Origin of the sequence: Amycolatopsis albidoflavus, assembly GCF_039525725.1 — a bacterium.
Lineage (GTDB): Bacteria > Actinomycetota > Actinomycetes > Mycobacteriales > Pseudonocardiaceae > Amycolatopsis > Amycolatopsis albidoflava.
Genome location: NZ_BAAAHV010000029.1, coordinates 24,492 through 35,348 on the forward strand (window position 1 = coordinate 24,492; position 10,857 = coordinate 35,348).

At 67.3% G+C, this 10,857-nt stretch carries 11 protein-coding genes; 2 read left to right on the forward strand and 9 right to left on the reverse strand.

The genetic code is table 11. The features are described 5' to 3' along the window. Window positions 1-19 precede the first annotated feature (19 nt). The gene (locus tag ABD156_RS44095; protein WP_344287530.1) at window positions 20-712 is read left to right on the forward strand and encodes a YczE/YyaS/YitT family protein; all 693 of its coding nucleotides are present in this window, start codon (window positions 20-22) and stop codon (window positions 710-712) included. Here the strand turns inward: ABD156_RS44095 and ABD156_RS44100 are convergent. The 8 genes from ABD156_RS44100 to ABD156_RS44135 form a co-directional block, all read right to left on the reverse strand. Further along, the gene (locus tag ABD156_RS44100) at window positions 687-1,868 is read right to left on the reverse strand and encodes a sensor histidine kinase (RefSeq protein WP_344287532.1); all 1,182 of its coding nucleotides are present in this window, start codon (window positions 1,866-1,868) and stop codon (window positions 687-689) included. The genes ABD156_RS44095 and ABD156_RS44100 overlap by 26 nt on opposite strands. After that, complete coding sequence (locus ABD156_RS44105) at window positions 1,865-2,512, reverse strand: response regulator transcription factor (RefSeq protein ID WP_344287552.1); 648 nt, start codon at window positions 2,510-2,512, stop codon at window positions 1,865-1,867. The genes ABD156_RS44100 and ABD156_RS44105 overlap by 4 nt, the downstream gene beginning before the upstream one ends. Window positions 2,513-2,604: 92 nt before the next feature. Next, window positions 2,605-3,876 carry a cation:proton antiporter gene (locus tag ABD156_RS44110; protein WP_344287534.1) on the reverse strand — a complete coding sequence of 424 codons (1,272 nt, stop codon included), beginning with the start codon at window positions 3,874-3,876 and terminating at the stop codon, window positions 2,605-2,607. Next, window positions 3,873-5,195: a cytochrome P450 gene (locus ABD156_RS44115; protein WP_344287536.1), complete on the reverse strand. Its 1,323-nt coding sequence runs from the start codon at window positions 5,193-5,195 to the stop codon at window positions 3,873-3,875. The genes ABD156_RS44110 and ABD156_RS44115 overlap by 4 nt, the downstream gene beginning before the upstream one ends. Beyond that, window positions 5,192-6,217 (reverse strand): alpha-hydroxy acid oxidase, encoded by a 1,026-nt coding sequence (locus ABD156_RS44120; protein WP_344287538.1) that lies wholly within the window; start codon window positions 6,215-6,217, stop codon window positions 5,192-5,194. Before ABD156_RS44120 ends, ABD156_RS44115 begins: the two co-directional genes overlap by 4 nt. Before the next feature lies 1 nt (window position 6,218). Then, on the reverse strand, window positions 6,219-7,763 hold the full coding sequence (locus ABD156_RS44125; protein ID WP_344287540.1) for an NAD(P)-binding domain-containing protein: 1,545 nt from the start codon (window positions 7,761-7,763) through the stop codon (window positions 6,219-6,221). Window positions 7,764-7,896: 133 nt separating this feature from the next. Next, a complete protein-coding gene (locus tag ABD156_RS44130; RefSeq protein WP_344287542.1) occupies window positions 7,897-8,877 on the reverse strand; it encodes an aldo/keto reductase in 981 nt (326 codons plus the stop codon). Continuing rightward, window positions 8,874-9,275 (reverse strand): MerR family transcriptional regulator, encoded by a 402-nt coding sequence (locus ABD156_RS44135; RefSeq protein ID WP_344287544.1) that lies wholly within the window; start codon window positions 9,273-9,275, stop codon window positions 8,874-8,876. Before ABD156_RS44135 ends, ABD156_RS44130 begins: the two co-directional genes overlap by 4 nt. Window positions 9,276-9,370: 95 nt before the next feature. Here ABD156_RS44135 and ABD156_RS44140 point away from each other — a divergent pair, with 95 nt between their 5' ends. Beyond that, window positions 9,371-9,961, forward strand: coding sequence for a TetR/AcrR family transcriptional regulator (locus tag ABD156_RS44140; protein ID WP_344287546.1), 591 nt, complete (start codon window positions 9,371-9,373; stop codon window positions 9,959-9,961). Here the strand turns inward: ABD156_RS44140 and upp are convergent. Continuing rightward, window positions 9,954-10,577 carry a uracil phosphoribosyltransferase gene (gene upp, locus ABD156_RS44145; RefSeq protein ID WP_116205731.1) on the reverse strand — a complete coding sequence of 208 codons (624 nt, stop codon included), beginning with the start codon at window positions 10,575-10,577 and terminating at the stop codon, window positions 9,954-9,956. The genes ABD156_RS44140 and upp overlap by 8 nt on opposite strands. Window positions 10,578-10,857 lie beyond the last annotated feature (280 nt).

Genomic DNA, 10,857 nt, shown 5'->3' on the forward strand with positions numbered 1-10,857 from the left:
CAACGAGGAGGTCGCGGTCGTGCCTTACGACAAAGACGCGGGAGTAATCGACACCGGCAACGTGGTGCGGCGGTGGATCACCTACATCGCGGGGATCTATCTGCTGACGCTCGGCCTCGGACTGGCCATCCGGGCCGGGATCGGCATCTCCCCGCAAAGCAGCCTGACCCGCACGATGACGCTCGTGCTCCCGCCGCTCAGCCAGGGCACGTTCAATCTCATGCTCGAAGTGCTCATGCTCGGGCTGACTTTTCTGGTGCTGCCAAGGGCGTTCAAGCTCCAAAACCTGTTCTCGCTGGTTCCGGCGCTGATCCTGGCCGCACTGCTCGACTTCAACCTGCTGGCAACAAAGTGGATCTCGCTGGCGCCCTACGCGGCCAATCTCGCGTTGCTGTTCCTAGCCGACGCGATGCTGGCGTTCGGGCTTTTCCTGATGATCCGCGCCAATCTCGTGTTGATGCCGATCGACCTGTTCGTCAACACCCTGCAGAAAAAGACCGGCCGCAAATGGGGAAACATCAAGACCGTCTTCGACTGCACACTGCTGGCGATCTCGGCGGGCATCGGTCTGATCTTCCTCGGCGGACCGCATTTCATCCGGGAGGGCACGATCATCAACGCCGTCCTGGTCGGCCAGTACATCAAGCTCTATTTCTTCCTGTACAAGAAGTTCCAGGCGCGAAAGCTCAAGCCCGTAGGAAGCGCAACGTGAAAGTCGCGCCGACACCAGGCTTTCCGAACGCCGCAATGGTCCCGCCGTGTCCGGTCACGACTTCCTGCACCAATGCCAGGCCCAACCCGAACCGTCGTCCCTCGCCGTGCGCGCCGTGGGCGAACCGTTCGAAAAGCCGTTCAGCTTCATGCTGAGGGAAGCCGGTTCCGGTGTCGCACACGCGCAGTTCGACGTGCCGGGCATCCGGATTGGCGAGAATCACCTCGATCGAGCCGCCCGGCGGAGTGTGCCCGATCGCGTTGTCCAGCAAGGCGGACAGCACCCGCCGCAACGCGGTCGGCACACCCGGCACCACGTCCTCCAGCCCCGGCGAACGACTCAGCCGAAGGTCCACCTGCCGGTCGTTCGCGCGGACCGATTCCGCCGCGACGGCCTGTTCCGCCAGCACCGCCAGCTGCACCGGCTCCAGCTGCGGCCGCTCGGCACAGGCCTGCGCGGACAACAGCAGATCGTCGACCACCGCGCCCAGTTCCCGGGTGCCCGAGACCAGTGCTTGCAGCTCGTCCGGTCCCGCGCCGCCGCGACGGGCGAGCAGCTGTGTGCGGGTGTGCAACCGGGTCAACGGCGCACGCAGCTCGTGGGACGCGTCGGCGACGAACGTCCGCTGCCGGCGCAACGCCTCGCCCAGGGGCCGAATCGCCCGCGCGGCCAGCAGGTACCCGCTGATCACCGACGCGATCAGCACCACCAGCTCGGCCACCCCGAGCCCTAACAACAGGTGTTCGCGGTCGGAGATCAGGTAATGCTCGTTGAAATACGCCTGCCATACTTCGCCGCCGCGGTTCACCGTGCGGATGGTGTACGTCGCGCCGTCGAGCACGCGTTCTTCCGTCACCACGTCGCCGTCGTGCGGCACTTGCGGCACCGGCGGGAGCGTGAACGGGAGCCGCCCGGCAGGCGCGTGGCCCTGGGGCGTCACCAGGTAGGTGCAGCCGGGCGGGGTCGCGGAAAGCCCGTGTCCCAAAGCGAATTCCAGCTGCCGTTCGGTCTCCGCGGACTGTCCGCGCAGCAGCACCCAGTACGCGATCACGCCGGCGGCGAGCACGACCATCGTGATCACCACCGCGATCTGGCCCGCGATGGTCCGCCGCGCGCGCCGCAGCGCCCGCGCCTCCGGAGCGACGACGGTGGTCACACCGCCCCGATCTGGTAGCCGAGACCGTGCACCGTCTTCACCACGTTCCGTCCCAGCTTCCGCCGCAGGTAGTACACATAGGTGTCCACAATGGACTCAGCGGCGGATTCGGTGAACACTCCCGCGCGCAGCGACGCCCGCGGGTGAATTGCTTTCGGCCGCTGGGCAAGCGTGCGCAACAGTTCGAACTCGCGTCCGGACAGCGTCACCCGCTCGCCGCGCGGCAGCACGACCTCGTGCCGCTGCAAGTCCAGCGCCGCCGCGCCGAGCGGGAGGGATTCGGCGTGCTCCTCGTCGCGGCGGCACAACGCGCGCACCCGGGCGAGCAGTTCGTCGGTCTCGAACGGTTTCACCAGATAGTCGTCGGCCCCGGTGTCGAGGCCGTGCACCCGGTCGGCCAGCTCGCCCAGCGCGGACAGCACCAGCACCCGCGCGGGCACCGCCCGGCGGCGCAACTGGGCCAGCACCGAAAGGCCGTCGACCACCGGCAGCCGCCGGTCGAGAATCACCACCGCGTGCCTTCCGGTGAGCCCGAGGTGCAGGCCGCGCTGTCCGTCGTGGGCCACTTCGGTCTCGTAACCTTCTCCGGCGAGCAATTCGACGAGCATCCCGGCGAGATCGCGATCGTCCTCGACCAGGAGCACCCGGGAAGCCGCCGGGGTCTCTGCCTCATCGTGCACAGGTCCATACTCGCAGTGATCCGGCCATCCGACCCTCGACTTTCGTAGGCAATCGTTCAGCTGCGTCCGGTCAGGAGAAATTCGGGCATTTCTCCGTCCGCGTACCGGCGGGCGTCGCGTTTGTCCAGCCAGCCGAGCACCGGCGAGGTCATGATCGTGGTGACGAGCGCGACGAGCACCAGGACGGTGAACAGCGCGGGGGAAACGATTCCGGCGGACAGCCCAACGTTCAAGGCCACCAATTGCATCAGTCCGCGCGCGTTCACCAGCACGCCGATCCGCAGCGCGACCGGTTGCGGCTCGCCGGTCAGCCGCGCCGCGCCCCACGAGGCGCCGAGTTTGCCGACCACCGCGACCGCGATGCAGACCAGCGCGAACATCAGCAGCTTCGGGTCGGCGAGCAGCGCGAATCGCGTGTTGAGGCCGGAATAGGTGAAGAACAGCGGCAGGAACACGACCCGGCCGACCGGCATGATCCGCGCGAGCACCGCGTCGGCCGCTTCGCCGCGCGGGAACACCAGCCCGAGCATGAACGCGCCGAATACCGCGTACAGGCCGATGACGTCGGTGAACCACGCGGCACCGAACAGGAACATGGCAGTGACGAGCATCCGCTGATCCACCGAGACCTGCGGGTTGTCCATCACTCGCGCCACGATCCGCCGGACCACCAGCCAGATCAGCAGCACGAACAGCACTCCGCCGCCGATGGCCGTCGCGATCGGACCGGCCGTGTCGGCGTGCATGCCGAGGACGACGGCCAGCAGGATCCAGGCGAGGACGTCGTCAAGGGCACCGCAGGCCAGCGCGAGCGACCCGAACCGGGTGCTGCCCAAGCCGCGTTCGGTGATGATCCGGGCCATCATGGGGAACGCCGTGATCGCGAGCGCCACCGCGACGAACGCCGCCGAGACCACCGGCGACACCCCGGGTTTCAGGATTCCGGCCCAGTTCGCGCCGAGCACGCTCACCCCCACGCCGAGCGCGAGCGGCACGACTGTGCCCGCGGCGGACACCGCCGCGACGGTTTTCCTCCCTTCCTTGAGCGCACTCAAGCGAAATTCGTAGCCCGCGCCGAACATGTAGATGACCAGCCCGATCTGGCCGCCGAGGTAGAGCAGCGTGCGCACCGAGTCCGGGAACAGCCATTCCTGCACGCCCGGCAGCAGGAGCCCGAGCAGCGACGGGCCGAGCAGCACGCCGGTGACCATCTCCCCCACCACCGGCGGCTGCCCGAGCCGCACGGCGAGCGCGTTCACCGCCCGGCAGGCCACCAGGATCACCACTGCCGCCAGGAAAAACGCGGGTGCGGCTTCTACGGCACTCATCGGTTCCCTCCCTGGAAGTGTTTGGTGCACAAACGAAGCCGGCGCGCGTCAAGCACCATGTAGGTGCCGAACACCAGTTGCGCGAGGCTGCGCCACACGTCTTCCCAGCGGTCGCGTACCGCCAGATAGGCCAATGCGGTGCGCGGATTTCGCCGCGACCCGCGCGGGATCGCGAAAACCGGTCCGCGATTGGGAATCGAGCGGGTGTGCGCGGCGCTCGTAGTGAGGGCGAACCGGCGCAGGAATTCCCTGGTGACCACGCGCATCGTCACCGGGGCGAGGCCGCGCGCCGGGCACGGCCGGTTTTGCGCGACGCCGAACGGCAAGAAATTTCGCTGCTGGTGCGCGGGGCACCCGGCCCAACGCTCCGGGTCGAATTCCTCTGCCCGGTCCACTCCGGCGTGGTGGAACTCCGGGTAGCTGAACAACAGCACGGTTCCGGCGTCGATGGTCCGGTCGGCCAGTTCGATGTCGCCGGTGGTGATGCGGTGTGCGATGCCGAACAGCGGGTAGGTGCGCAGGCATTCGTCCAGCACGCGGTCGAAATACTCGTCGTCGTCCGGGTTTTCCGCGAGCCTGCGCTGCACCTGCGGATGTTCGGCGAGCACCATCAGCAGGTGCGCCATCGCCTCGGACATCTGCACGACCGCGGTGTTGAAGAACGTGCCCTGCAGGTAGAACACCTGCTCCTCGCGGGTGAGCCGCGACGGCAGCGGATGCGGCACGTCGTCGAGCCTGCGGCGCAGGTACGCGGTGAGCCGGGCGCGGCGGCGCATGTTGCGCGGGCGGACGCACTTCAGCGCGGACACGACGTCGTCGGCGTGCCCGACGATCAGGTCCCGGGCCTCCGGCGGGCACGGTTCGCCGAACACCAGCTCGTAGTACAGCTCGGCCCAGACCGGCATCATCTCGTCGCGCAGCCGGAGCAGCCGCCCCGGCCCGGTTTCGATCCGGTCGAGCACGCGCGCGGCGACCCGTTCGGTCAGCGCCTGCGATTCGGCCTTGGACTTGACCAGGATGTTCCGGGTGGTTTTGGCGACCTCGTCGTAGCGCGGGCCCGGCTCCAGATGTTCTTGGTGCACCTGCGGTCCGGGCGCGAGCCAGTACCAGAACAGGTCGGACAGCGCGGCGCCCTCGCTGCGTCCGTCGGCCGCCGGATCGGCATACACCCGGCGGAAGTCCTCGACCGGCACCTGGTAGCCCTCGTCCCCGTTGACCAGGGTGAAGATCCGGTTCCGCATTGCGACGACCCGGCCCGGCAGCCATTTCGGGCTTGTCGCGACGAGCCCCGCCGCCCCCGCGAGCACGAGACGTTTCATCGGACCAGGTCCGCGGTCAGCTCGCCGGGCGTCCGCGCCCCGCAAAGCCCGAGTGCGGTGTCCGTTTCCTCGCGCAACCGTTCCAGCACTTCGGCGACCCCTTCCTGCCCCGCCGCGGCGAGCCCCCACAGCACCGGCCTGCCGACGCCGACCGCGTCCGCGCCGAGCGCGAGCGCCTTGACGACGTCCGCGCCGCTTCGCACGCCGCCGTCGAGGATCAGTGGCACTTGACCGTCCACAACGGACACGATTTCGGGGAGCGCGGCCAGACTCGAAATCGCGCCGTCGAGTTGCCGCCCGCCGTGGTTGGACACCACGAGCCCGTCGATTCCGGCCGCCACCGCGCGCCGGGCGTCCTCCGGATGCAGCACTCCCTTGAGCAGCACCGGCATTTTCGTGGCTCCGCGCAGCCAGTCCAGGTCCTCCCAGGTCAGGTCGGCGGGCATCTCGATGTCCCGCACCCGGCCGGTGGCGTCGCGCATGTTCTCCGCGGCCAGCCCCGGAGGGAGATCGTGGAACGCGTGGCGGTACTCGCGTTCCCGCCGTCCGCGCACCGCGGAATCCACCGTCACCACCAATGCCCGCGCCCCCGCGTTCTCCGCCCGGCTGATGACCGACTCGGTGAATTCACGGTCTGATTGCGGATACAGCTGGAACCAGAGGACGTCAGCGACTTTGGCGACGTCCTCGACGGCCGTCGTCGAGGCCATGCTGCACACGAAGACAGTGCCCGCTTCCGCGGTGGCTTGCGCGGTCGCGAGTTCTCCGTCCGAATGCGCCAGACGGTGGAAAGCCGTTGGGCACACCAGAATCGGCATCGACATCGGCGAACCGGCGATTTCCACCGTCAGGTCTCGTTTGCCGACTCCGCGCAGTGCCCGCGGGACCAGCACCCGGCGGCGGAATTCTTCTTCGTTGGCGCGCAAGGTGGCTTCGTCGCCCGCACCGCCGGCGTAATAGTCGTAGTGTGCTGGTTCCATCCGTTCGCGCGCGATGGCTTCCAGCTCCGCGATCGTGCGCATGTCAGAGCTGCTTCGTGAAGAAGGCCGTCAACGCGTCCACGTGCACCGGCCGGTTCCACTCGTTTTCGAGGTTCTCGGTGACGTGATGGGTCGCGACCAATTCGCCGCCCTGGTAATGCCGGACGATCGGATGCAGGTAATGGCCTTCGCCGGAATCGTTCGCGACATCCTGGCTCGCCCGCGTGACGGTGAAGTCGAACGGATCGATCTTGTCGTGGTCCGGCCCGTAGTCGAGGGTGATCACGAACGCGTTGGCGCTCTCGCCCAGTGCGGTGTCCTTGAACCGATCGACCGGGACTTCCTCGTAATAGCGGGCCTGATCGCCGTCGACCACGAGGACGTCGGCGAGGAAGCCAAACTGCTGATACAGCGCGGAAGTACGGTTGATCCGGCTGATGACAGCGTCGACCAGTTCACTGGTTTTGCCGCCCACCGCCGTGCTCGGCCATTCAGTGTCGTGATAACGCTCGTCGAGCACCTTGGAAAGCGCGCGCACGCCGTAGCGATAGCCGTGGATGAACGCGCTGGTGGCCTTCTTGAAATCGCGGGCCTGGGTGATCGTCCCGGCGAAGTACAGCCCCGGCACGTTCACCGATTCCCAGGACGACGTCTGTGCCGGGAACCGGTCGTTGATCGTCATCTCCGGACGGCAGTCCTCGTCGAACATCGAAGCGTCGAACCGGAACCCGGTCGCGGCGATGACGCGGTCGTAGCGAATTTCCTTGACCAGCTCATCGGCGCGCGCGAAAGCGAACTTGACGTGGTAGCCGTCGTCGTCCTTGGTGATCTCGCGGACGTCACCGTCGAGAATCGCGTGCTGCAGCTTGAGTTGGTACATGTCGAGCACACCGGCGTTGAACGCACGGAGGTGTCCGACGAAGTGCGTGCGCCACGCGAGTTTCACCGGCCGCGGACCGGCGACGTGCAGCACCGCAGCGAAGGCGTTAATGCTGTCGGCCGTCTCGAACGCGGAGTTTCCCTTGCCCAGCACCAGAACGCGCTGGTTGATGAATTGCTCCGGATCGGTGTCGTAATCGGCGTACTGGTCGACCAGCTCCATACCCGGCACGTCCGGGATGTACGGCTTGGTCACCCCGGTAGCCATGATCAGCCGCCGCGCGCTGAATTTCTCCCCGCCCGCGGCGGTGACCGTGAAGACGTCATCCGCCCGCGAAATTCGCGTAACCTCGGTGTCGTAGCGAATTTTGAGGTCGTGTTTCGCCGCGTAATCGGCGGTGTAGCTGAGGAACGCTTCCGCCGGCGGGAACATCTCGGCGCTATAGTCGGTGAAGACCAGCGGGTCCGGCCCGTCGTCGAGGAGCGAGTTCCAGTCGACCCGGAGGTTCAGCTCGGGGTCGGTCCAGCCGGTGTATTTCTTGTTGACCGAGATGAGCGTGCGGTGCCGGGGAAATCGCGTGAAGAACGCGGCGGGCACGGACCCGCGTTCCAGGACCAGGTAGCTGCGCCCGGCCCCGCCCAGCTGCCGCCCGAGCTGCAATCCCGCCGGCCCGGCTCCGACCACCAGGTAGTCCAGCACGTCCGCCATGACACCGACCTCCCGCGTCGCCTTGATCTGACGGCGATCAGAGTGGTCGGAAGATCTCAGAAATCTCTCAGAACGTACCCGGTCTTCGGGACGCCGGCGCCCCGCGGCGAAAGCGGGGCACCGGCTGCGACTGCTACTTGCCGGTGACGCGCGCGAGCGCCTCCGGATACCGCTCCCCCGCGACCGCCTCGGCCGGAGCGGCCTTCTCGATCGCCGCGATGTCCTCTTCGGACAGTTCCAGCTCGGCCGCGCCGACGTTCTCTTCCAGGTACTTCCGCCGCTTCGTGCCCGGGATCGGCACGACGTCGGCTCCCTTGGCCTGCACCCAGGCGAGCGCCAGCTGCCCCGCCGTGACGCCCTTGTCCGCGGCCAGCGCACGCAGCGCCTCGACGATCGCCATGTTGCGCGCGAGGTTGTCCTCGGCGAACCGCGGCAGGCCACGACGCATGTCGCCCTCGGGCAGCTCCTGCACCGACGTGACCGCGCCGGTCAGGAACCCGCGGCCCAGCGGCGAGAACGGCACGATTCCGATACCCAGTTCGCGGCAAGTACCGAGGATTTCGTCCTCGATCCCGCGCGTCCACAGCGACCATTCGCTCTGCAGCGCGGTCACCGGATGCACCGCGTGCGCCCGGCGGATCGTCTCCGCGCCGGCCTCGGAAATCCCGGCGTAGCGGATCTTCCCAGCCTCGACCAGCTCGGCGAGCGCGCCCCAGGTCTCCTCGATCGGGACGTTCGGGTCGACGCGGTGCTGGTAGTAGAGGTCGATGTGGTCGATGCCGAGCCGCTGCAACGACTCGTCGCAGCACTGCTTCACGTACGCGGCGTCACCGCGCGCGGTCATGCCCGCGTCGGTGTGCACGATGCCGAACTTCGTCGCGAGAACCACCTGGTCGCGACGGTCCGCGATGGCCTTGCCGACGAGCTTCTCGTTCTCCCCCGCCCCGTACACGTTGGCCGTGTCGAGCAGGGTCACCCCCAGTTCCAGCGCCCGGTGCACCGTGGCGACGGACTCGCCGTCGTTGTCGCGCACGCCGTAGGCCGAGCTCATCCCCATGCAGCCGAGCCCCTGTGCGCCGACCTCCAGTGCGCCGAGCTTCCTCGTACCGATCACGCGGAAATTCCCTCCATTTCGGGCGCGACCCCGAGGGCCTTGCGCTCGATGTGTTCGTAGTTGGCGATCTTGTAGTCCAAAATGTCGAGACAACCCTGCAGCTCGGCGATGCGGTCGGCGACCGACTGCCGCTGCTCCACGAGGATCGCCTTGCGCCGTCCCGCGCTGGCCACCCCGTGCCGGCGCAGCGAGGCGTACTCGCGCATGCTCTTGATCGGCATCCCGGTGAGCCGCAGCTTCGTGAGGAAGCCGAGCCAGTTCAGGTCCTCGTCGGAGTAGGCGCGCCGCCCCGCCGAATCGCGAGCGGGCGGTTCGAGAAGCTTGATCCGTTCGTAGTACCGGAGGGTGTCGATCGACAGGCCGCTACGTCGTGCGGCTTCCGCTATCGAGTAGCTCATGCGCTCGACAGTACGACCTGGAGTGCACTCCAGGTCAAATCTTAAAACGACGGTCACGGTCGCGTTTTATAACGTTGTTGCGTTACGCTGGGTACATGCCTCGCCCCCGTACCCACGACGAAACCCTCCGGCTGAAGCTCCTGGACCGGGCAGGCGAACTGATCTCCGCGGACGGCCCCAAGGCGCTGTCCCTGCGAAAACTGGCCGCCGACTCCGGCACGTCGACCACAGCGGTGTACTCGCTGTTCGGCAGCAAGCCGGACCTGGTGAACGCACTGTACGTAGAAGGCTTCCGCCGCTTCGGCGCCCGCCTGGCGACAGTGCCTCTGACTGGCGACGCAGTACCCGACCTAGTGCGCCTGGGCATCGCCTACCGCGAAAGCGCCCTGGCCGACCCGCACCTGTACGCGATCATGTTCAGCCGCTCCGTGCCAGGCTTCGAACCGAACGCGGAAGCCGACGACGTCGCCCAGTCCACCCTCGCCCCCCTGACCGGGGTCGTCCGCGCCGCGGTGTCATCCGGCCAGTTCCAGGACGTCGCGCCGGAACTGATCACAGTCAGCCTGTGGGGTTTCGTGCACGGCCTGGTCTCCCTGGAACTGTCCGGCCGCCTGCCCGACAACTTCAGCGTTTCCGACGGGTACGAAAAAGCCTTGCACGCCAACGCTTCCGGCTGGCTCACCTAGCGCCGTACTGCCGATCCCCCGCGTCGCCCAGCCCCGGCACGATGAACCCGGAGTCGTTGAGCCGCTCGTCAATGCTCGACGTGACCACCCGAACCGGCAGCCCAGTCTGCTCGAGATGCGCGAGCCCCTCCGGCGCGGCGAGCGCACAAATCGCGGTGACGTCGGTAGCCCCGCGATCGGTCAACAGCCGGATCGTGTACTCCATCGACCCGCCCGTGGCGAGCATCGGATCAAGCACCAACACGGGCCGATCCGCGAGCGACTCGGGCAGCGACTCGAGGTAGGGAGTCGGCTTGAGCGTCTCCTCGTCGCGAGCGAGCCCGACGAACCCCATCTGGGCGTCCGGGATGAGCTTGTGCGCCTGGTCAGCCATCCCGAGCCCAGCCCGCAAAACAGGCACGAGCAACGGCGGACTGGCCAACCGATACGCGTCGGTCCGCGCCACCGGAGTATGAATCCGCTCAGTACGCACCGGCGCATCCCGCGTGGCTTCATAAACGAGCATGACAGTCAACTCATGCAACGCGGCCCGGAACGCAGCACTGTCCGTCCGAGCGTCCCGCATGGTCGAGAGACGAGCCTTGGCCAGCGGGTGATCGACGACGTGCACATCCATGCCGCACAACTTAGCTGCCCACCCCCACCACGCCACTCTTTCCCCGCACCGAGGTGGGCCCGATTACTTCCGTGAGGGGAACCCTGAGGGACTCTGAGTCCCTGAAGGTTCCCCTCACGACCCAACCAGCACCCGCCAGGCGCGCCCCAATGTGGCATTGGGTGCGTCCCACGCACCCAATGTGGCGTTCGGTGCATCTGACGCACCCAATGCCACATTGGGGTTGTTTCATCGTGGTTTGTGCTGGTGGGGGTTGGGTTGTGGTGTGTGGTAGTGCTTA

What these genes read in the sequence shown, in the direction of transcription:
- ABD156_RS44110 (WP_344287534.1), bottom strand. Translation starts at nt 3,876, where the DNA reads ATGAGTGCCGTAGAAGCCGCACCCGCGTTTTTCCTGGCGGCAGTGGTG.
- ABD156_RS44115 (WP_344287536.1), bottom strand. Translation starts at nt 5,195, where the DNA reads ATGAAACGTCTCGTGCTCGCGGGGGCGGCGGGGCTCGTCGCGACAAGC.
- ABD156_RS44120 (WP_344287538.1), bottom strand. Translation starts at nt 6,217, where the DNA reads ATGCGCACGATCGCGGAGCTGGAAGCCATCGCGCGCGAACGGATGGAA.
- ABD156_RS44125 (WP_344287540.1), bottom strand. Translation starts at nt 7,763, where the DNA reads ATGGCGGACGTGCTGGACTACCTGGTGGTCGGAGCCGGGCCGGCGGGA.
- ABD156_RS44135 (WP_344287544.1), bottom strand. Translation starts at nt 9,275, where the DNA reads ATGAGCTACTCGATAGCGGAAGCCGCACGACGTAGCGGCCTGTCGATC.
- ABD156_RS44140 (WP_344287546.1), top strand. Translation starts at nt 9,371, where the DNA reads ATGCCTCGCCCCCGTACCCACGACGAAACCCTCCGGCTGAAGCTCCTG.
- upp (WP_116205731.1), bottom strand. Translation starts at nt 10,577, where the DNA reads ATGGATGTGCACGTCGTCGATCACCCGCTGGCCAAGGCTCGTCTCTCG.